19 protein-coding genes are annotated in these 20,428 nt (G+C 46.7%); 2 read left to right on the forward strand and 17 right to left on the reverse strand.

What is annotated here, in order from left to right; translation table 11 throughout:
- Window positions 1-4: 4 nt before the first annotated feature.
- Window positions 5-745, reverse strand: coding sequence for an OmpA family protein (locus R2940_13205; GenBank protein ID MEZ4600740.1), 741 nt, complete (start codon window positions 743-745; stop codon window positions 5-7).
- Window positions 742-2,784: an anti-phage ZorAB system protein ZorA gene (gene zorA, locus R2940_13210; GenBank protein MEZ4600741.1), complete on the reverse strand. Its 2,043-nt coding sequence runs from the start codon at window positions 2,782-2,784 to the stop codon at window positions 742-744. Before zorA ends, R2940_13205 begins: the two co-directional genes overlap by 4 nt.
- A 778-nt stretch (window positions 2,785-3,562) precedes the next feature.
- On the opposite strand from zorA, the gene R2940_13215 reads away from it, so the two are divergent.
- Window positions 3,563-4,336 (forward strand): hypothetical protein, encoded by a 774-nt coding sequence (locus R2940_13215; GenBank protein ID MEZ4600742.1) that lies wholly within the window; start codon window positions 3,563-3,565, stop codon window positions 4,334-4,336.
- Here the strand turns inward: R2940_13215 and R2940_13220 are convergent.
- From R2940_13220 to R2940_13265, 10 genes are all read right to left on the reverse strand, one after another.
- On the reverse strand, window positions 4,253-5,071 hold the full coding sequence (locus R2940_13220; GenBank protein MEZ4600743.1) for a hypothetical protein: 819 nt from the start codon (window positions 5,069-5,071) through the stop codon (window positions 4,253-4,255). The genes R2940_13215 and R2940_13220 overlap by 84 nt on opposite strands.
- A 49-nt stretch (window positions 5,072-5,120) precedes the next feature.
- The gene (gene ltrA, locus R2940_13225) at window positions 5,121-6,524 is read right to left on the reverse strand and encodes a group II intron reverse transcriptase/maturase (GenBank protein ID MEZ4600744.1); all 1,404 of its coding nucleotides are present in this window, start codon (window positions 6,522-6,524) and stop codon (window positions 5,121-5,123) included.
- A gap of 547 nt (window positions 6,525-7,071) precedes the next feature.
- A complete protein-coding gene (locus R2940_13230) occupies window positions 7,072-7,449 on the reverse strand; it encodes a helix-turn-helix transcriptional regulator (protein MEZ4600745.1) in 378 nt (125 codons plus the stop codon).
- 493 nt (window positions 7,450-7,942) lie between these two features.
- On the reverse strand, window positions 7,943-9,304 hold the full coding sequence (locus R2940_13235; GenBank protein ID MEZ4600746.1) for a restriction endonuclease: 1,362 nt from the start codon (window positions 9,302-9,304) through the stop codon (window positions 7,943-7,945).
- 939 nt (window positions 9,305-10,243) lie between these two features.
- Window positions 10,244-11,236, reverse strand: a complete 993-nt coding sequence (locus R2940_13240; GenBank protein MEZ4600747.1) for a ThiF family adenylyltransferase — start codon at window positions 11,234-11,236, stop codon at window positions 10,244-10,246.
- Window positions 11,237-11,324: 88 nt separating this feature from the next.
- A complete protein-coding gene (locus R2940_13245) occupies window positions 11,325-12,425 on the reverse strand; it encodes a ThiF family adenylyltransferase (GenBank protein ID MEZ4600748.1) in 1,101 nt (366 codons plus the stop codon).
- Between the two features lie 50 nt (window positions 12,426-12,475).
- The gene (locus R2940_13250) at window positions 12,476-12,682 is read right to left on the reverse strand and encodes a hypothetical protein (protein MEZ4600749.1); all 207 of its coding nucleotides are present in this window, start codon (window positions 12,680-12,682) and stop codon (window positions 12,476-12,478) included.
- Window positions 12,683-12,747: 65 nt separating this feature from the next.
- On the reverse strand, window positions 12,748-13,737 hold the full coding sequence (locus tag R2940_13255; GenBank protein MEZ4600750.1) for a hypothetical protein: 990 nt from the start codon (window positions 13,735-13,737) through the stop codon (window positions 12,748-12,750).
- A gap of 364 nt (window positions 13,738-14,101) precedes the next feature.
- On the reverse strand, window positions 14,102-15,340 hold the full coding sequence (locus R2940_13260) for a type II toxin-antitoxin system HipA family toxin (GenBank protein MEZ4600751.1): 1,239 nt from the start codon (window positions 15,338-15,340) through the stop codon (window positions 14,102-14,104).
- Window positions 15,333-15,671 carry a helix-turn-helix domain-containing protein gene (locus R2940_13265; protein ID MEZ4600752.1) on the reverse strand — a complete coding sequence of 113 codons (339 nt, stop codon included), beginning with the start codon at window positions 15,669-15,671 and terminating at the stop codon, window positions 15,333-15,335. The genes R2940_13260 and R2940_13265 overlap by 8 nt, the downstream gene beginning before the upstream one ends.
- Before the next feature lie 369 nt (window positions 15,672-16,040).
- On the opposite strand from R2940_13265, the gene R2940_13270 reads away from it, so the two are divergent.
- Window positions 16,041-16,748 (forward strand): hypothetical protein, encoded by a 708-nt coding sequence (locus R2940_13270; protein MEZ4600753.1) that lies wholly within the window; start codon window positions 16,041-16,043, stop codon window positions 16,746-16,748.
- A gap of 165 nt (window positions 16,749-16,913) precedes the next feature.
- Here R2940_13270 and R2940_13275 read toward each other — a convergent pair whose 3' ends face one another.
- The 5 genes from R2940_13275 to R2940_13295 form a co-directional block, all read right to left on the reverse strand.
- Window positions 16,914-17,096, reverse strand: coding sequence for a hypothetical protein (locus tag R2940_13275; protein ID MEZ4600754.1), 183 nt, complete (start codon window positions 17,094-17,096; stop codon window positions 16,914-16,916).
- Window positions 17,097-17,896: 800 nt separating this feature from the next.
- On the reverse strand, window positions 17,897-18,400 hold the full coding sequence (locus R2940_13280) for a hypothetical protein (protein MEZ4600755.1): 504 nt from the start codon (window positions 18,398-18,400) through the stop codon (window positions 17,897-17,899).
- The gene (locus R2940_13285) at window positions 18,397-18,609 is read right to left on the reverse strand and encodes a metallophosphoesterase family protein (protein ID MEZ4600756.1); all 213 of its coding nucleotides are present in this window, start codon (window positions 18,607-18,609) and stop codon (window positions 18,397-18,399) included. Before R2940_13285 ends, R2940_13280 begins: the two co-directional genes overlap by 4 nt.
- Window positions 18,610-18,673: 64 nt before the next feature.
- On the reverse strand, window positions 18,674-19,573 hold the full coding sequence (locus R2940_13290) for a radical SAM protein (protein MEZ4600757.1): 900 nt from the start codon (window positions 19,571-19,573) through the stop codon (window positions 18,674-18,676).
- Window positions 19,548-20,387: a glycosyltransferase gene (locus R2940_13295; protein ID MEZ4600758.1), complete on the reverse strand. Its 840-nt coding sequence runs from the start codon at window positions 20,385-20,387 to the stop codon at window positions 19,548-19,550. Before R2940_13295 ends, R2940_13290 begins: the two co-directional genes overlap by 26 nt.
- Between the last annotated feature and the right edge of the window lie 41 nt (window positions 20,388-20,428).

The following is a 20,428-nucleotide window of genomic DNA, read 5'->3' on the forward strand; positions in this document are numbered from 1 at the left end:
TTCATCATTCATCCATCAATTTCTTGATGTTTTGGAAATCTTTCATGGCTGGACGTCGAACGGTAAATCGTATGTCGATTCTTCTATTCTTCTGAAAATCGGCCTCGGTCTCCTGTTCCACTTGAACGGGTCTTGTCTTTCCATATCCGCTCACAGAGAATAAAGGCGTTCCACTATGGTTAACAAGATCTTCCAAACGTGATTCCTTGGGAAGTTTTTCGTTCCAGAAATTCCATACCGATATTGCTCTAAAGGTCGAGAGTCCCCAGTTGCCCATATGCCTGGGTGAAGCGCGACGGTCTGTATGCCCCTCGATAAAGATCGTATCGAGGTACTGCCACCTCTTTTCTCGGTCTATGGCCCGGAACAAAACCGCACCTATTTCGAGAACAGTTCTCTCCAAACCGGCTTGCGGAGGAATTCGGTACTCATTGGTCTCGAAAGTCAACAAGTGGTCTGGGATTCGCAGAACCGTGTCGTTGTCGCTGATTTCTACCGGAATATTCTTGCCCTGAAGTTCGGACGCCACTTCCCGCAGAATATCTCGACGCACGGTTTCCGCCTTGGCAATTTCTCGGATGGCGTCATTGACCACAACACGGGTTTGAGTCAACTCAAGAATCAAGGCCAAAGAGGCAAGAACGAAAATTACCAATAGCCCGGACATAATGTCCGAAAAAGAGATCCAATACGGATTTTCTTCATCCACCTGTCCATTTCGTTTCAGGGAGCTGCTCAGTTTCATGCGGCGCTACATTTCGTTTCCATTCCATCAACCACGTCAGACAATGCTTTGACTGCATTTGTCATGATGGCGATGTACTCGTTGGTATGAGCATTCCACTCCCGCATACGTTCACCGGTCTGGCTCTGGACAGTGGCGGCGTAATCGCTAAGAAGTTTGGCTACGTGGTCTTCAACTTCTTCGATATGAGCTTTGAGTGAATTCTTAAAATGGTCCAGATGTTTATGAACAGCCTCAAAACCACTCTGGGCGCTTGCGGTTGCCAAATTCAGCTTATCGGCGATACCATCCATTTCCTTGCTGAAACTTCCGTAACCCTGCAGAGTTTCTTGCATGACCTGGTTGATTTTCCGGTTTTCATCTGCAAGACCAGCCGTAGTCTCTGCGGCTTGAGCTACATCCCTGGACAGAACCTCTGTTGCCTGCCTGATATTAGCCGACAGAAGACCCAGTTGATTGCTCGCCTGCCTCATCTGTTGAGCCGCGTTCGATACTTCATTTCCGGAAAGGCTATGGGCTTCAGCCAACCCCTTAAATTGCTCCTGCAGGCCAACCATTTGACGATGAACTGCGTCAAACAACTCCTTTTGATTGGACAGCATAAATTCGACCCGGTCCATAAGTTGGTTCTGGATCTGCTGCATAGATGTTACATTGTCCGCAAACTCCTTCTGCCGGGCCTCATCACGCGTTTGCTGTTCTTTAAACTGCCGAGTGACCTCGCTTCCGATGTTCTCAACGGCCTGATTACCATGATCAACAATCAGGCGAAGCTGACCCTGCAGTTGTTCTGCTCTTTCCTTTTCCCTTAGGTCAGAATCATTTTGCTGTTGGTTCAGTTGTTCCACCATTTTTTCAAAAATGTTCTCAAAGGACTCTCCAAGCTTCCTTTGGCGGTCTGTTTGCTGCTCTCCAAGGGCCTCAAGTTGCTTTTCAAGGAAAGCTTGGCGCTCTATAGCAGCATTTTCTGTCTGCCGCGACTGTTCGTCCAAACGTTTTAGAAAACCGGACATCTGGTCACCCAAACCACTAAGAGCAACCTGAACATCTCGCGATGCCTCTTGCATCATTTTTCGTTGTGAAGTTCCCGCATCGCCAATTCCATCCAGAAACTTGTTGAGTAAACTGTCGAGGACCTGCTGGGAACCGCTATTGGCATTTTCCACCAACGATTGGATCGCAGGCGCCATTATCAGGCTTAGACTTTCTTCCAATCCAGTCCGGATATTATCCGAAACTTGGAGAAGGGATTCTTGAAGACGATCACCGATCTTTTCCGCCAAGCCCTGCAAAGTCTCACTTGAATTACGAGTGTGGTCGACGATGGAAACTAAGGATTGTTCAGCATTGATTCGGGGATAAAGATAGTCGATCAAATTTTGCAAGTTCGCGATTCGCTTCTTAACACCCCTTTCGAGCATTTTTTCAATGAAATTAAAAAGAACACTTGTAAAAACGCCCCATACCGAAGTTAGAAATGCAACGGAGGCACCCTTGATCATATGACCGATGCCCTGCTGCAGGGCCTCAACCCCGGCCTGCTGACTTAATTCCAGGGACCCCAATCCCATTTGCAAACCGGCAAAAGTACCGATGACTCCGATTGCGGTGAGGAAACCAGGAACAGCGGCCAGTAATCTGTTTTCAGTTAAACCTCGGGCAAGAGTATGATTATTAAAAAAATGTTCTGCATCAAGTGTATTGAAAAGCCGGGTGCCGTCGGGAGAAATAACAAGAGTTTCGTCAAACTCTTTCCAAAGTTTGCCGTAATCTGAATGCTGTAGAGCATTCTGAGTAATCTCTCGCTGCCGGCCTGCCAGTTCAGACTGGTTAATTCCACTTACAAGGGTTTCATAAAATAGAATTTGTCGTTTTGCTTGAAGATATTTTGAAATGGCGAAAGACAGAAAGCCAATTGCTACCACCAACAAAAACAAGACAATAGCGGCACTCAAGCCGTGGGAAGAAGAAAAGTTGCCTTGGAAGACTTCAGAAAAGTGAGGCATGAGGTGAATAACACTAAAATTTTGTTGTGGCATACAACTTCCTCCAACTGGAATTTCACCTGGTCATCTCTAATGCAGGTATCTAAACTTCAAAAAAATATCAAACTCGAAAAAAAAACCGCCCGCGCCTTATAGGCACAGAGCGGTTTTTAAACACTTTTTGCCCGATCTTCGACCAACACCCTGCCCTCCGAAAATCACTTCATTTCACAGAAAATTAATCCGAATAAAAATAACGTCAGCAGGGGGAGTGGGTCAAGCGTTCTAATTTTAGATTCAGTGCCCAGTTATGTCTTGAGTCAAATTGAAATCTGTGGCCTTGAAACCCGAAATAAGAGAACCTTGGTCAAAGACCCGCTGCCGGGAACCTCATTCCAATTTTCGGTCTCAGTAAACCTTCCGGGCAATCGGCTATTTTAGTTTCTGGTCATTTCTTCGATTTTTGTCCCCACCCCCTAAAAAAGCCAATCTTCCAGAAGGTAAAATTCTCAAAAATTACCACGTGTCGTGTCTAATATCCCACTTCTTAACAAAAGAAGTAACGTCGTGTCAAATCTAACGGTAAGTTGTAGTTTCTAAAAACCTCCTTTTTAGACACTACAACTGTTTTAGTTTGCTCCATTCCTGGAGATTATTCTGTCATAAATAGTATCGAAAAACCTGATTTTTAGACACAAGACGAGAATATATTTTTCTATTTCTCCTCTTTTGTTCGAAAATTCATTATCTGATCTCTAAAGTTTTCCATAAAAGAGTATGATTAGAAAAACAAGAAAGATAAATTCAATAAATTAGATGAGAGGTTAGAGAAATGGACATTCACGAAAAAGGGTTTCTGGAAGCGATTGCAGCGCTCAAAAAAGATGGGGTATTAGTTACACCTCAGAGCATCCAAAAACAACTCAATCTAAAACGAGGGGCCCTGAAAGACATTGAAAAATTTCTTCTTAAACGTGAACGAAAGCGTGATGAGGCTATCGAAATGCGACTCCCTGAATTTTCAGAAGAGTTTGCTTTAGATTTTTCCCTCGAAATAAATCGAATTGTCAAAATTCGCACAATTCCGCTTGAAAAAAAGTGTGAAGAAAAAGATGAGGAAATTGCGGCATTAAAAACCGAACTAGCGGCAACACGGGACACGGCGGAGAGTCTAAAAGTACAGTTAACCAAAGAGCGAGAGCTCTCCAAGCAAGAGCGGGAAAGAGCGCTCATCGAGGAAGGCAAATTACAGGGTCAGCTTGAAGCAGCTCAACAAACGAATCGAGACCAAGCGCAAGCTTTGAGCAATCTGCGCCAGCCCTCATTGTCTGAGCCCATGCTTGCGTCGCTACAAGACACATTGCAAAAAGTCGCAAACGCTCTTGAAGAAAACAACCAGCAGCAAGCAAGCATCCCGGGAAGAAACAAGTCGGAAAAAACGAGAAAAAAGAATGCTTTTTCGGAGGCCGGCGAGCCTAACCGTCAAAGGGCGCCAGAAGAATTTCTAAACAAAGAAAACCCATCAACACCGGGGCCAGCGCCCAACCAGGTGACCCGGGAGCGAGCAACCGGAAATCGGGAGCCCGGTTTTTCGCTGCCGCCATGAATCGCCTGGAGCGTTCTGGCCGGAGATGACACCGGCCGCGGTGGCCGGATGAGCAAACTCGAAAGACTGTACGAATTTGTATAAGCCGTTCCCGACAGCGTTCAACACTTTGTTAGCAATCAGATTTTGACGCAACAAAAAATGATCATCGTGGGGCACAGAACGACTAGCTTTTGCAAAAGAACCGGCAGCTACTTCCCAATTTCCAAAGGAATTGACGGTTGCATCGGCAAAATACAGGGAGCCCTCATGGTTAAAGGCCAATTCAAATTGCCCGGGAGACGGCACCCAGCCAAAAGGTTGGGCGGATGTCCCCAAATAACCCGTTTTTCTTAAGTAGAGCCAGACCGTTTCCATACAATGCTCAACATACGTCAATCCTTGCTGGAAGCGCGCTGTTGCACCTAAACCTTTATTACTATTAAGGAAATGCCAGCCGGGACTTCGTCGCAACGCATAATACAGGCGTGCCTCTAGAAGCTTACGCATGCCCGGATCATGTAAAGGCTTCGGGCAGAAAAATAACATAACTTCGCCGTTCATTGCCCGACGCTTGATTCGTGAGCGATCTTCAACAACTCGACTGATTCGTCCGGAGCTTTCCCCCACATAAGCCGTGATATGTCCGGAGGCGTCGGGCCGGTACAGCATGTAATTGTGCAATACCAAACTGGAAGGGATATGCAAATCTGACAAGTTTGAATAATCTGTGAATCGGGTAGGAGGCGGGGTCACCCCCGCCGTCCTCCCACACCACCGTGCGTACGGTTCCGTACACGGCGGTTCACAAAGCACTCTGAAAGCGTCTGAGACTGTCTACCAAGCAGATCAGCCCCAGTTTATCGAAGAAGGATTTTCGAAACGCATCGTGCATGTGCGAGGCTCCTGCATTCCACCAGGGGCCTCGCCCGTTTTGAGCCGACCTCCATGCTCTGAGTTCCGACAATCCCCGCCGCATCAAATTCCTGGCCCGCGTAAAAGAGCGCTTCCACTGCCGCCACAGAATGCAGCGTAGTTTCCGCCTGACCCAGCTATCCAGTTCTTCGAAGATGCCTTTGACTTCCGCCAGCCGAAAGTAGGCGATCCATCCCCGCAGTTTCGGGGTGGACTCTTCGATGACCCGTTTGAGGCTGTGTCCCCTTCCCCGACGAAAGAGCTCTCTGAGGTTGGCCTTGAACCGTTTCACAGAGCCTTCAGCCACCTTGAGCCGCGGTTTCTTGTGAAAGGTCATCCTGTAACCCAGAAAGGTTCTCTCCCAGGGGCGGCCAACGGCGCTTTTGACGCGGTTGACCTTGAGTTTCAGCCGCTGTTCGAGAAACTGGATCAGCGAAGCCATGACCCGCTCCGCCGATTGCCGACTGCGCACGTAAATGTTGCAATCATCGGCATAACGGCAGAAGGCGTGGCCGCGCCTCTCCAGTTCCTTGTCGAACTCGTCAAGCAGGATGTTCGACAACAGCGGCGAGAGCGGGCCGCCTTGCGGCGTCCCTTCCACCCGTGGCGAGACGATCCCCCCTTCGAGCACTCCGGCCCTCAGGTATCTGCGGATCAGTCGCAGTACACGGGGGTCTTTGACCTTGCGGGCCACTCGTGCCATAAGCACGTCGTGTCCGACCCGGTCGAAGAACTTCTCCAGGTCGATATCGACCACCCACCGCCGCCCTTCGGCCACATGCCTGCGGGCTGCTTGTACCGCCTGGTGGGCGCTCCGTCCGGGCCGAAACCCGTAGGAGCTATCGGAGAATCCGGTATCGAACAGCCGCATCAGCTCCTGATGCAGCGCCTGCTGAATGAGCCGGTCCAGCACCGTGGGAATGCCGAGCATGCGCACCCCGCCGCCGGGCTTGGGTATCTCGACCTTCCGCACCGGTTGGGGCTGGTAGCTTCCGTTCAGCAGGTCCTCCTTGATGCGCGGCCATTCCTTGACCAGGTAGCCTTTCAGCTCACCCACCTGCATCCCGTCGATGCCGGGGGCTCCCTTGTTGCCAACCACCCGGTCGTAGGCCGCCATCATGTTGCCGCGACTGACAACCTCTTCCATCAGCCGCGTCTCCGCTTCCGTCCAGGACGGTTCCCGGCATGCCGTGACGTTTGACGCACCTGTGCCATACTCTTGCGACTTCCGGTCGCTACCCTCGGGCGCGGCCCCTGATATCTCAACCAGGGCTTCTGCTTCTTCGATCGTCATCGAAATTCGAGTCTCCTGAATGGCGCCTCGTGTTCGGCCCTTCACCGGGATGGTCAACCCCGGCTACTATGGCCTCTGCTGACTTCTGCCGACCCGTCCCGACGCCTCTCGACGCCGGTAGCACGAGGCAGATCGGCAGATCTCCCAGGGTAATGCGCGTGACCTTCCTCCCATATACCCGCCGCATCTACAGCCCCACCCTCCCGGATGGCTATGGGGCTTTGAAGATGTTGGCCTTCTCGCCCGGATGGAACTGCCTCGTATGCGATTTCTGTTCGTCGGGCCGGGAGTTTGCCTGCGGCTTCCTTCAGATCCCACCTCGCGGTGGACACCCTTGCCGTTCGGCTAGTGGTTCCCGCCATCAGGGTCCACAGGGGACTTACACCCCCAAGTCATCCGGTTATCACCACAACAACCGGAACAGCGCCAGTCAAGGCGCTACGCGCCATGCCTGGCGCACCAACCAGAAAGCCCTCCCGAATCGGGAGGGTCTTCAGGGGGGCTTGATGGTCAAAGAGGTTTTGCAGCATGAACATTGGCATTTCTGTTATTTTTTCTTGTTTTTGCAGCACGGAAAACCTTCATGGTTGCAGATTTCGCCCGAACCCTGAAAGAGCGGGCATGAAGCATCGGAATCCTCCCTTTCATAATCAAATCTATTGAAACAGAGGAGCTCATAAAGCTCTGGATCCCTACGTTTAAAATCAAGAATGACTAACTCAAGAAAAATTCGATTCTCATCGACCTGGCTATGATTATCCGCAACCAATTTGGCTAATTTCCGATAATGGTTTCTATCGGTTAGTCGACGACCGTGTTCTAATTGTGAGATAAAAGCGTCTGAAACTCCAAGCTCCTGACCTAATGTAACTTGACTGTGCCCAAGATAGTTACGCAAAGATTTCAACTTAATTTTCAAATCCATAAAACCTCCTGTTTTAAATAAATGGAATGAAGCTGCAATACGAAAACTCTATATTAAAAAATCTTTTTTACAAGCATTATTTGCATAGTAAAAAAATTTATCAATATTATAGAAAGAAATTTCATAACCTAGATAAGTAATCAAATAAAATTCGATCTGGCTTTATGATGTCTTATAAATCCCCATATAATCTTGGATGCTAGTATAAGACAACTTTTTGGATATGTGGGATTTTTAGAAAACGTGCGAGGAAATAGGAAAGGCCCGCCGTTTCGTTTGGCGGGCCTTTCGTGTCTTGAACTTGGTGATTTTTCTGACAGGCGTTTTGCTACAGTACGATTTGCAGGTTAAAAAGGATTATCGGGTCTGGGGAAACGACTGCAGAGTGCCGGCGAAAATATGTAAAGATAATTGCGCGGAAAACCCAGAGTAGAACTGACCGCTCCACCCTCTGGTTCGCCAATATCAATACTTGTCGAAGTAGAAACATGGATCAAAAGACTTCTTGCAGTTTTTGCATTAAATAATCTCTGTCCCATAATATGACATTGGTTTTTGCAGCTAATTCTTTTGCTGACTTGGTAAAAACATTAGTGGCCACCACAATTGCCTTTTGGCAGCTATAAAACTCCTTGCCAGCAAGCACCTCCTGAATGGCTGAGTTTGAAACAGGGTATGAATGCCTCTTAGCTTGAATAGCTATTTTTATATTGTTTTTCTTTGCTATAATATCAACACCCTGATCACCTGTCTTTTTTGTTGTTTCACATACATAACCACTTTTTGTCATTATAGATTCAACTAAAAGCTCGAATTCTTCACCAGACAAAGAATCTACTTGTCTCCAATCAAATGAATTGAACGTTTGGTTATCAAAGAGATAATTTTCATAAGATTCGAGATCAGTATGAAAGTTGATTTCTCCAATTTTCAAATCAATTAATTCATAAGCTTCGACGTAGCTTAAATTTTTAATTAACCCGTTTTTTATAGACTTACATGCAAGCAATGAAATTGATCTTGGGTCTTCTGATGAAATATTTTGCAGATGTGACAATAAAAGAGAATTTAAAGATACTTCTTGTAAAGAATGTGTGTAATATAAATCTAATTCTTGACATTCCTCTGCAAAAATATCAATAGATTTAGTTTCCAAAAATTCAACAACGTATTTTACATCTTGTAAACTTATGTCAATTTTGTACTTTTCTGTAAGAAGATTCAAAAATTTGACGAAATAGTGATAATCTTCATAAAATGATGTGAATCCTTTCGAAACTTTGGTGATATAATTAAGTTTTTCAATAAATTCTCTATATTCTTGTAGATTTAGAAACATATTTTTATGAATCTTAGTGATGTAGCCATTAAGTAAAACTTCTAAATCTTCACGATATAACTTTTCAAATACCCTCGCCCTTGCCAATTCATTTTCTCTTTTTTTTATTTCATTTTCTCTTTTAACTATTAAATGCTGAAAGTGCTTGGCAACTGTTTCACCGTCATAATTTGGGAAATTGATATTAATAAGGTGCTCTCTGTTTTTATATAAATTAAAATTAGCAGAGCTGCTGTGCATAATAACTAATTTGTCAAAATCTTCGAATTCAATTTCTACAAATATTGACCTGACATCGTCAATCAGTCTAATAAAAATCAAAACATTTTTAAATAAACACAACTTACCAACAAACCCACCAATTTTGACCTTGTCAATGATTGTGGTAGAATTCGGACAGCTTTCCTTTTTGTTATTTATTATTTTTTCGATTTCCTCATTATTTAACAAATTTTTTATTTCATTGCAGGATTTCGTTAGTTTAATTTCGTCATAAGAAGATATAACATTTTCCATATAGCCTCTGCTACTTGATATCAGATTTTATTCTATAGCTTAATGCAAGAAGAAAAATCTACCTTTAAAATACTTTTTGCATAAACCTTAACCCAGCCATAAATACTTTCATAAACTCCATTTCTATTTCGCTTCGATTCCCTTCTTTATAATATCTAAATACTACATTGTAAATGCGCTACTGGTCATCCATCATGGCGAACAACTGGTAAGTTTTTTTTTTTCTATCCAAGTTATAGAAATAAAAAAATGATTGGTCAGCCGCCCCAAACGAAATATATACCCTTTTGTCATTTAAGTTGCCGCGCTTTTTCATATTGTAGAAGTAGCTTGCATAAATACCGTTCTCGATGGAGTTATCACCGCCGCGAAAAGCGGGAAGGATGTGATCAACCCCGGTCGATGTCATAAGTAGGGCTGACACCGTAGTCGGGGATCCAAAGACTTTTGCCCGAAAAGACACATATGCCTCGATCCCGAGCAAATATTTCTGCTTTTTGACTATCGGAAAATTCCAAACGCAAAAATAATGGAACCTTATACAGTACTTTATAACTCCTGGTGAGGAAACGTATGCTTTCCCCAAAGGGACAGGTCAAAACTTGAGGACGAAAAAACCGCAGACCGTACAATCGGCAACTGCGGTTCATTGGTTTCTCAGGTCCCGTCTTCAAGCCTTTCCTGCATACTCCCTCCAGCAAATCCGAAAAATAAGACAGCATCAATCTAGCCCAGGGGGAATCATCGGTCAAGTATTTCGATTGTCCGGAAAATTATCTCGCATAAATTCTGGTCGTGCCAAAAACGCAACAGAGATTGATTCTCGCCACCCCTGACCTGCGAAAAAGGGCCGCTTCATCAAGGATGAAAACGGCCCTTTTTATGTGTCTGAAAACCCTGCGGTATCGAGAATGGGAGAAAATGTTCCGGCAGCAGTGGCTAAATAATGCTCCCACACCATTCACAATCAGGCATCCTTGAATATTCAGAAAAATTCAACTTAGAGGTTAAAAAGTTGAACTCGCCTCGGCGGCCGACCATCACAGGGCGAAGCCGCTCTGATTTCACAAGAACCCTTATTGCTTCAAAGCATGTAAATGAAGCGGAGATACCTGCCAATGGAGAGAGATTACCTATGTTCCTTTTAGGCCTATATAACTTTCTCACTCTTGAAAAGTCCTCAGGATGGCCCCCCTCAAGCCTCCTACTTATGCAATAGAAGCATGGCGTTTCTTTCGGGATGATTGTAGGCCCAATTAGACTCAAATGTAAATTGTACCCACCCGCAATAATGTGTGGGATATTATGACTCATACAGAAAGTGGAAATAGTTTTCGATGTTATATCAACATTAGGATAATCAGATGCATTAATTACTAAATCAAAGCAAGTTTGACATCTCGATAAAACCTGATCAAGATCATCAACATCATTTATCATTATTTCGAAACAGCTTACCTCGATACCATGATCGATAACTTCCAATTTGGCGCCCAGCGCCTTTGTTTTCATCTTCCCTTTATCAGAATCAACAAAAAGGCTTCTATTCAAATTGTGCGCCTTAACAATATCGGGGTCACACAAGATCAAGTGCTTCACGCCAGACTGGGCCAACAAATGAGCAATCCAACTCCCAACAGCCCCGACCCCGACCAAGAGCACATGGGAATTCCTGATCCTTTCAAATGCATTGATGAGTTCACCCGAAGGGAAGTAATCCGCTAAAAAATTTAGAACTCTATTGTAGGGGCTTTCATTGACTACCTGAGCAATGCTGACTTCTTCAATAAGGCACACAGAACTGAGGTATTCCAAAAACTTGGGGAGTTGATCAGGTAAACCATATTTCGCAACTAGTTCATCGACACATGTGCCATCAAGTTCCTTAATGGCTTCAATCAACCACTGGTCTTGCACCCGGATATGTTTCAACCTTCTCGTATTGGACTGAAAAAACTCCCAAATCATTTCGTCCCTAGTCGGAACCAAGCTGACAGAAGGCCGCAATCGGTACTTTAATTTACTTTCTGTCACCACATACCTCGCAATTGCTATCCCTTCTTACTTCAAAGGCATCGATGGTGTAGTCATCAAACTTGAATTCCCCTCTGCCACCTGCCGCCTCTAGAAACTGAGTTTCATTCAGAAAGTATCTCAGAATCGACAACGCTGCGGTCGAGGCAGAAAATACGCTAAGAGGGGCAAGGCCACCAAAGCCTTTCGCCCTGTTCTTTACCGGATGATTCACTGGCTTCCAGTCTTTTAGTGATGCCTTGAAGTATTGGCTATAGCAGTCTGAACAAGGCGTTTTCTGCGGAACAATCATTTCGCCAAAGCAACCCAGATGAGCATCAAACCCTCCAGCAACAAAAAGGACCTTCCCGTGAGCTACACAAAACCGAGAAAGAGCGATGCTTGTATAACCGACATAAGGCTCATCAGCACAATTTATAAGGAAGTCTAAGCTACTGAGTTCTTTAGTGAAATTACTGTCTATACTTATAGAAATTTTCTTTGCGACAACCTCGGCGTTGGGATTGACGTGCTTTGCTAGGTCTTTGTAGTAATCACCTTTAAACTCTCCGACACAATCTTCTGAAAAGAATGCATGCCTTGAAACGGAATCTTTCGCAAGAGGCTTAAAATCAAACAAGGCAAACAGCTCAAATCCCATTTGCAAAAGCTCCACAAGTATCCAGCTTCCTATAGAGCCTAGCCCGAAGATTCCTATCCGAGTCGATCTTATCCTCTTTTGTATTTCGTACACATCTGTTGATGAATGCAGCATATCCATCAAAAAGTAGAGTTGCTTCTCAATCAGGCACTTGTAACTATCATCAAAGTTTAGTTCGAGATACCAATTTTTTGAAGTGACAATATTGCGCGACTCAAGATAATCAACGAACTTCGCAACCTCTTGTTGTGGGAGTTCGACAATACTAGAAACCTCTTCAATTTTTCGATCACCGTCCAACAGTGGAAGTACCTTCAAAAAATCTTTCTTTGCATTGATTTGTATTCTTTTTCGAGTCGAAAGGAACACAAATATAATTGTGCAGAGACCTTTATCAGGAGTGTCTTCTATGTAGACATCAATGCCGTCGCGAAGGTATGGATTCATGATTTACTTTGAATTGGTAAAACGAAAGGGGGCTTTAACCCCCTTTCGTGTCAATATTGAACTTGTCCGCCTTCAATTTCCAAGTATGCTTCCCATGCCTCCTCAGAGGCAGTAAAGTTGCTGTCTCTCGAACAGGTTCTGGTACAACAGTCAGAGCGGCCACCAGAGCAGTTGGCGGTGTATAAACTGCCATCTGTCATCCCATCTTCGACCTTGACCTCTTCAAAGCCATCTGTTTCGAGCGAATACTTTGCCATTTCATCCTCCTTGGTTGAGTAATCAGGTTTGGAAATTCCGGCATCATTACCAGCTAGCTTTCAGGCTAATCGTGGCTTTCAACTCTACCTATCAGACCATATACATCTTCTTTAGTGAGAGGTGCCAGCTCAATATTGGTCACTGCACAAATCTCTTGGAAGTTACGAATATTGCTCTCTACAATTTGTGTAATTCCGATGACCTCCAAAATATTAATCTGCCCCTTTGCATTGTCTCTGATCAGCTTAAGCGTTTCCAGGTGCCCCTTCGCGTTCAAAATATTAGCCTCGAGCGCCGTAACCTGCTTCCAAATTTTTTTCCATTTTTTTATCACAATTTGCCGAATTTCTCTTCTCTCTTTGATCGATCTTTGAACCCCCTTTTCAACATGACCGTTACCATGACTAGCCCGTTTTTGAAGGTCCTCATCGTGTGCTTCTTGGCCCCTTAACTCTTCTAAGACCTGATCGTTAATGCTTTGCAAGGTGTCTTTCCCTCTAAGCTGGAAGTCTTCCAAAAGATCGATAATCGCATCCGTTAGCTCATAAACGATAATGGCGTTGAGCAATAAAAGGTCTGTCTTTTTGGCGCCAGTTGCTTCATTGATTTTTTTTAAGATCTTATTATTGAAATCGGTTATGTAGTTAAGGCTTTCACGAATTGCATCATAACTAGCATAAAGCTCCTTTTGCGCATCGCGAACCTTTATATAGCGCCGCTCTTGGTACTTACTTAGACCGGCCTCCTTGATGTCATTATCAAGTCCCTTGAACTTCTGATTTTGCAGTTCAACTGCGATGCCAAAAATAATTTCTCTTACCTTCTCTCGATATTGTGTAAGGCGATTCCGATAATTTTTTGGGATATCAGCGCGAAACGGCAAGGCCGTCGTCAAGATATCAGCATTTGTCAGTTCTTCGAACTTATCCTGCAACTTCAATCCGTAAGATTTCTGATCCTCAAAGGTTCTTTCGATCATCTTGCGGCCCTTCTCGCGGATCTTGTCTTCTGCCGGACCACGGAAATCTTTTATTACATTTAAAAGCTTTTCCATAGCATCTCCCCAGTCGGCTAAAAGGCCGTGCAATATTAATCAGTTAAACGTACAATGAAAAAATAAGGCAGCATCAATGTAGCCCACTAGGGACCCCCGGTCAAGTATTTCAGATGTCCGATAAATCCTCTCAGATTACGATGGAGAGATAACAAGGGAATGGCTGCTCACTTCTCACAACCACTCCTTAATAAGCACCGGAAAGCTGCTCCCTAGAAGTATTTTCAAAAAAATAGCGCATTACAGGAAAAGCCCTCTATCCCTGGATTGAGGACTTTTCCTGGACGAAGATTCTCTACAGCTCAACCGTTCACGACCAAAATTGGGGTATGCACTTGTTTCCTCCGACCTCCGCGCCCACTGGCTAATTGACAAACAAGTGCTCCGCGGATAGGCATTCCATGGCGGACAGGCCAAGTCTGCGCGCTCTGGCCCGCCATCCCCCAACCACCTTTCGCACCCTGTCGATGATCTTCCTGGCGCTCTCAGCGTCCAATCGATAAAAACATGCTGTTTCAAATACAGTCTCAATGTCCGGGCGACGTTCAATGAGGTCTAAGGAAAGGACGTGTTCGTCCTTCTTGAAGGAAGGGTTAAGATCGAAGGCGGGGGCAAGATGCCAACCAGCGGGGCTACGGAGAAAGCCGTGGTTGCGCAAATGATCGTCCCGGTTGGCTGTCATCACGTTGAAAACGACGCGGGTGAAGAGTTCCTCCAGATCATGCGTCAAGTGACCGGGCTCGCCATACGTGGCGATGAATTCCGCCAACTCCAGATAACTCGCATCTTCGGTATCGACACGCCCGAGCATGGTCATGGCCGAGGTGAAAAAGCGTCGCTCGTCGCCGCAACGATCAAACCGCTTGACCATGAATGTATGGTAGCCCCCTCCGACACGCATGATGCGGGATTCGGGAACACGGAGGCCGCATTCTCCCGCCAGATCATGAAGCAGCTTTTCCCATAGGGCGACGTCGTAATCGTCCTCGGCCGACGGAAACTTGGCGATCCAGAGACTGCCGTCCTCTGCCAGCAGGTTGGCTTTAGGGCGTGCGCCGCCCAGAGAAGCGCCGGGGGCTACGAGGACTTTCAGCCACTCCTTGACCCTCCCAAGGTCATCCTGCTTCGGTCGGGTCAACTCGAATGCGACCTGTTCCAGTTCGGCCATCCTGGCCACGGGGGGCGCCGATAGGGCTTCGTCGGCTAGAAACGTGGGGGCGCCCGGAAGGGTAAACCGCAGGGCGCCCATGCGTGTGCAGTCCTGAACCCCTAGTAGGAAATCCCATGGCCCGAGTGTTTTCGGCGGCCGGCCTTCTTCCTTGGCCTCAATCGCCTCTCTGCGTTTCATCAGAACCTGCCCCCAGCGGTCGGGGCATGAATCCATAAACACGCCGAAGTTGGATTGGGCTGGGAAGAACTCACCGGGAAATAGATCAATTTCCGGGTCGAGGGGAAAGGCATGAGCATGCTTGAGCCATGCTGGCTCGTAGGCAAAGCGAATGGCGCCGCGATCGCCTCGCGAAAGGGTCCCGATGCGCTGAAGAGGGCCGAAGGCCGGATCATCGAGCCAAACCCAGAGTTCTTCGTTTCGGGCTCTAGTCATTATCGTTGCCTGTTGTGCCCTTACGTCGGGGGGCACGGCGCCGCAGAGGCAGCGACTCGTCCTGAAGGCGCCGACCGACAGCATCCTCCTTAGCCACCAAGGACAAATCGTCGACCAACCCTAATACGCGCAGGACCTGCACGTAGATGCCCAAGGCGACGGACGGGTCGCCCTTTTCCACCTTGTAGAGCGTCGGACGTGAAATGTCGGCCCTGACACAGACTGTTTCCACGGAAAACCGTCGGCGCAGTCGCGCTTCCCGGAGCCGTTGTCCGAGTGCTTCGAGTTCCCGTTTCGAGCCGGGATAAATGTGTGTTGTTTTCTTTGGCATAACGATAATAAAAAATAACAATAGACAGAAAAAATGTCAATTTTTATTTACATTGTCGCTTGTGAGCGCCCTGGTTTTCCCGGGCTCTTAAAATGAGACCACTCGATCATAACGATAATAAAAGTTAACACAAGGCCCTTTTATTGTAAAGTTTCTAGACACTACCTTCACTTTAGTGACCTCGTGTCTCATGTTCTTATAATTTCAAGAGGTTTCAAAAACAGAAATTTTATAAGGCGCCATTTTTATGCTATTTTTTGCAAATTGCCGTGTCTGCAATAAGCTAACCGGACAAAACTGATCCCTATTGCAAAAAAGTTTAGTGAACTTTCCGCCAAAATATCGCCGAAAGCCGCAAGGAAAGAAGAGATGGAAAAGATGACCACTGTTTTTTTGGATACAGAGTTCACTCATCTTGATGCCCCCAAACTCATCAGCATCGGCCTTGTGTCTATATGTGGCCGGGAATTCTATGCCGAGTTGACCGATGGTTGGGGCCTGCAGGATTGTAGCTTGTTTGTCCTGGGGCAAGTACTGCCCTTGCTCGACAATGAAGATGCAAAAACAGTCCTTCGCAGTTGTCTAGGAGATTTGTTCGACGTGTTGCGGTGGCTAACGGCCGAGAATCTTGATGAACGAAGAATGCTCCTCGCTAGCCCGGCAGTTCAACGCGCAATGCTTCATGAGCATCGCTGGGCACTTGAACACACTGGAATGATCGATTTACCGGCCGCGGCTATCCCTCGCCTAGCAGAGTCTCTATCTAGATTGGAACTGGCCGAATTGATCAAAGGGAAAGTTGGGCGCACCCGCCGGCAGGCAGCAAAAGAACTGGCCACTTGGTTTGCTGAATTTCATGGCCCTGTTCGGATAATCGCCGACAGTCCGCTCGACCACCAAGTTGCCCAGAGACTCTTGCGTTCTTTGGGGGGCTTTCCCCCGGACCTGTACTTCGGTCTTCTATCGGACCTCGGGCTCACAATTAATCACGAAGTCCGGGAGGCCTTTTTCATTGGCGGCGGCCGGCGGCATCATGCCCTCGACGACGCCAGGGCATTACATCGATCGTCATTATGAGCTTTGCCAATTTTTTTCTGACAAGGAGAAACACCATGAGCCGCGCCACAAATGCCATTTGTGGTGATTTTGCTCCCTTTTTTCCAGTCCAAACTCGCTCGGACATGTAATACGCTTCTGCAAACAATTAAGGCGTTAATCCCTTCTGCTTGTCTGCCACCAGTATCACATAAGCGGACCATATCCGATTTCGCCATACCTGCAACAACCCGGTCCCTTCTGGCGCTCCCGGGTCTCCCGCTTGATAGTTTCGAAGAACTCATCCTTCTCAGCCACGATCTCTTCTTCACCGGTGCGAAGTTCCTGCAAGCCCCGGGTGATGGACTCGTTTCGATCCCCATCAGCCATCAAAACCTCCTTTTGCTGGAACCGAAAATAACATCCTTTTCGATATGCGCATTATAGGCGGCGATGGCTTCTCTGTTCTCTCTACGCTTGCGCTCTTCGACCTTTTTTCATAGGAATATCCTAGATTTGGTTGACCATCGATATTTCACCAGGCGAAAGCATTCATGCTAGCACCCCGTCTTTTTTAGGCGTTAGCGATAATTCCCGCCAGACACCTGCGTCCGGTAATCTGGGAGGCCGCATTCGTCTAATCGTCTAATTAATGCGCCGAGGAAACTTAAATAAGAAAAGCACTTATTTAAACTTACGGCAGTATCTTTAAATAAGATACGGAATCCATAGCGCGAAATTTTCAACCTGAAAAAGTAAAAGTTTCAAGATTTCAACATGTTACACGAAATTTACCATACAGCTTGGATTTTGTATGGTATCACTCTGAATTTTTGAGTGCAGTGGGGGCCGATAGGCGCCATCGTCGCTCTCAAAACAAAAGGATCGATACATGACCCTGCACGGCGGGCGGCTTAAAAATAGCGATCACTCAGAAAGAAGCCCCCTCTCGCGAAATGAGGCACGCATAATATACATTTTTGTATACAACATTCTTGTATACAAGGTTTTCGCGTATTTTCAGGAAATTAGAAATCTGAGGATCCGCTTTAAACCGATAAGTTGTCGTTTCAAGCTCAGAGTCCTCGAATCCTTAGTCAAGGACCCTCAGAAATAGGAAAGGCCCGACGATTCTTCTGGTGGGCCTTTCGCATCTGACGATTGGTTTATTTTAGGAAAAGCCCAATGCCTCATTCCTGCCAAAACTTCCGGGTCAACACATCGCAGGCAGTCAGCTTCCGTCCATACGCGGCCCCAGTGTCGATGGAATAGCGGCCAGCCTCAAAATACGGCTCACCGTCAGGTGTAGGATGGTGCCCGACCACGTGGATCGCTGCCTTCCCTGGTGGACAATATCTCTCCCATAGCAATGTTTCCTTTTGCTCCGCCAGGGAGCGCCCCTCAATGGCCCCGGCATGAACAAACAGGAACTCGCCCTCCCTATACCAAAGCTTTGTTTGAGCCAAAAAATCGACGTGCGTAAGTGGGATTAAATCCCAGGGGATCTCCTGGTTGCGGATTTGTTCCTTTTTTACACCGTAGCTTTCAAGGGTATCGAAACCATCATTGCCGACCCAGATTTCTAAATCCGATCTGTGCCGAGTCTGTATGTGGTAGCCTCGGTCTAACTCGGCTAGCCGCTTCCAGCGAGGAAGACGAGCAGGGCTGTCGAAAGCCAATGCATCCAACATCATCTCTCATGGTTTCCTCGCAGAAAAACCGTAGCAGGAAAACGATCGGCAATGCTCAGAAGGTAATCTATCACCCCCTTGCTGTCCGGTCCCCTATCTATAAAGTCGCCCAGGAACACTAGGCGATCATTTGTTTCTGGCCCGACGATCTCCAGCAGTCTTTCCAGTTTTGCCAAGTGTCCATGGATGTCGCCGATTGCAATGAGCTTCATAGTTACACCTTGATGATCGGCGATGGGTTAAAGCTGTTTTTGCCGGTTTGGCAAAGGTGGTCACTTAGCTAATCTTCCTAGTCTCTTCCCAATTTCTGTAAAGATTCAACCAAGAAGCTGACATTTTGGTTTCAAGCAAATTCGGTCGAAGATTCTTTGGAATGAAATGTCCTGATTGGAACCGACCGCAAAATGTGCAACACCTATCAACCAATTCCAGCATGTCATCTTCTGACGCAGGGAGCTTATTGTAACCGACACCCCAGCCCGCTATCCTGTCGATGCCACCAGCAATTGCACAGGGATAGTATCCCATCGGCGTCAACCCCATACCACATTCTTCCATAATCGCGCAGCCATTCCGGTAGTCTGCACCAGAAAAGCTTGGATCATCGCATGGTGCGAGGTTGAAGGGGCCGAAGGTGCTTTGAACCTGCCCTGTTTTTCTGGAATTTTCAATCCAGATATCTTTAGGCAGTAAAGCCAAAACAGAACGGACCTTCTCTCCGTAACCATTGGTCACAACCTCAATCAAACAACCAGGGTTCCATTTGTGATATCTGAGCAGACGTTCTATGATTTCGTGAAATTGGGGGTGCAGGGTAGGTTCGCCGCCAAGGACTCTGATGCGGTCCCAGCGATGCTTGCAAGCAATCGATTCATCAACGAAATCCTCAATTCTCTTCATCGAAATATGCAATGTCTGAGGCGCTTGTGAGGCTGAGCGGTTGCAGTTCAGGCAATGCAAGTTACAAAGGTAAGTAATATCGATCTCTATGAAATTCCGGCTACGCCTGTACTGTGGACCCAGTATTTCGGTTAAGAATTTGGAAACTCGACATTTCCGATACCTGGAGCGCAGACCGTACCAAAACTTCCCCCAAAAAAGCCATTTGGACGGATAAACTGAACTTCGTTTGAAGCTTCCCGCCAATCGGTCACATTTTTTTCGCGCCAATTCCATCAATTCCCCAGTTGTCTAAAACCTCTTCAGACGTCACACCGAAACACTTGAAAGCGCGATCAAGATAAGCAGCTATCTCTTCATCATTCATCTCACAGCTGTATCTTCGCCAGAACCATTGAAGCCCTAGAACTTTTTCCCTTGAGCGAGGAGAGGATAACGTTTGTCTTTCGACACCATGATGCCAGGTGGCTGTCCACTGCTTAGTGTATGCCACTTTAATGGATGATCGCAGTAGCCTGACAGCCAGATCCCGGTCGTTCATGCTCGGCAAGCCATCGGTAAAATCCCCGGCTCTCTCCAATGCAGATAAGGAAACAAAGGTATTGGATCCTTGTAAGCCTGGGTTCCCGCGCAGGAAATCAGAGTCTTGCAGGCCGGTTGGCAACATGCGTGGTTTGGCCTTTCCCGAAGCGACGCGTCGAAGGCCTGAGACGACAAGGTCCGCTCCCGTTTCCCTAGCCTGAAACATATTCAGCGCGATGTGGTCTTTGTCCCACTCATCGTCATCATCAAGGATTGCGACATAACCATCAAATCCGTAATTTCTCAGGTACCTCAAGCCGGTATTCCAAGCGCCTGCCGCACCTGGGCTTCTCTTGTTAGGCATGATTTCGATCGGGATGTCGCCCAAGATCTTTGGCAATTCAAGCAATCTATCTTCTTCTATAGGCCTACCATCGTTTACCAGAACAACCAGATCGGGAGACAGAGTTTGGCTTCGAATGCTCGGCAAAGCCCTTTGCGTCAGAAGTTCCCAACGGTCCTTCGTTGCAACAAGGGCGGCGCAAATATAACTCGGTCTGCTTGTCATGCCAGATGATGTATCCTGGTGACAGTGGACACTCTCGCTTG

It is taken from the genome of Syntrophotaleaceae bacterium (genome assembly GCA_041390365.1).
In the GTDB taxonomy this organism is placed as follows: Bacteria; Desulfobacterota; Desulfuromonadia; order Desulfuromonadales; family Syntrophotaleaceae; genus JAWKQB01.

Coding starts and splice junctions, on each gene's coding strand:
- R2940_13250 (MEZ4600749.1), bottom strand. CDS start 12,682: ATGGCAAAGTATTCGCTCGAAACAGATGGCTTTGAAGAGGTCAAGGTC.
- R2940_13255 (MEZ4600750.1), bottom strand. CDS start 13,737: ATGGAAAAGCTTTTAAATGTAATAAAAGATTTCCGTGGTCCGGCAGAA.
- R2940_13205 (MEZ4600740.1), bottom strand. CDS start 745: ATGAAACTGAGCAGCTCCCTGAAACGAAATGGACAGGTGGATGAAGAA.
- R2940_13215 (MEZ4600742.1), top strand. CDS start 3,563: ATGGACATTCACGAAAAAGGGTTTCTGGAAGCGATTGCAGCGCTCAAA.
- R2940_13270 (MEZ4600753.1), top strand. CDS start 16,041: ATGGAAAAGATGACCACTGTTTTTTTGGATACAGAGTTCACTCATCTT.
- R2940_13235 (MEZ4600746.1), bottom strand. CDS start 9,304: ATGGAAAATGTTATATCTTCTTATGACGAAATTAAACTAACGAAATCC.
- R2940_13295 (MEZ4600758.1), bottom strand. CDS start 20,387: ATGACAAGCAGACCGAGTTATATTTGCGCCGCCCTTGTTGCAACGAAG.
- R2940_13275 (MEZ4600754.1), bottom strand. CDS start 17,096: ATGGCTGATGGGGATCGAAACGAGTCCATCACCCGGGGCTTGCAGGAA.
- ltrA (MEZ4600744.1), bottom strand. CDS start 6,524: ATGACGATCGAAGAAGCAGAAGCCCTGGTTGAGATATCAGGGGCCGCG.
- R2940_13245 (MEZ4600748.1), bottom strand. CDS start 12,425: ATGAATCCATACCTTCGCGACGGCATTGATGTCTACATAGAAGACACT.
- R2940_13230 (MEZ4600745.1), bottom strand. CDS start 7,449: ATGGATTTGAAAATTAAGTTGAAATCTTTGCGTAACTATCTTGGGCAC.
- R2940_13265 (MEZ4600752.1), bottom strand. CDS start 15,671: ATGCCAAAGAAAACAACACACATTTATCCCGGCTCGAAACGGGAACTC.
- R2940_13290 (MEZ4600757.1), bottom strand. CDS start 19,573: ATGGAATTGGCGCGAAAAAAATGTGACCGATTGGCGGGAAGCTTCAAA.
- zorA (MEZ4600741.1), bottom strand. CDS start 2,784: ATGCCACAACAAAATTTTAGTGTTATTCACCTCATGCCTCACTTTTCT.
- R2940_13280 (MEZ4600755.1), bottom strand. CDS start 18,400: ATGATGTTGGATGCATTGGCTTTCGACAGCCCTGCTCGTCTTCCTCGC.
- R2940_13285 (MEZ4600756.1), bottom strand. CDS start 18,609: ATGAAGCTCATTGCAATCGGCGACATCCATGGACACTTGGCAAAACTG.
- R2940_13260 (MEZ4600751.1), bottom strand. CDS start 15,340: ATGACTAGAGCCCGAAACGAAGAACTCTGGGTTTGGCTCGATGATCCG.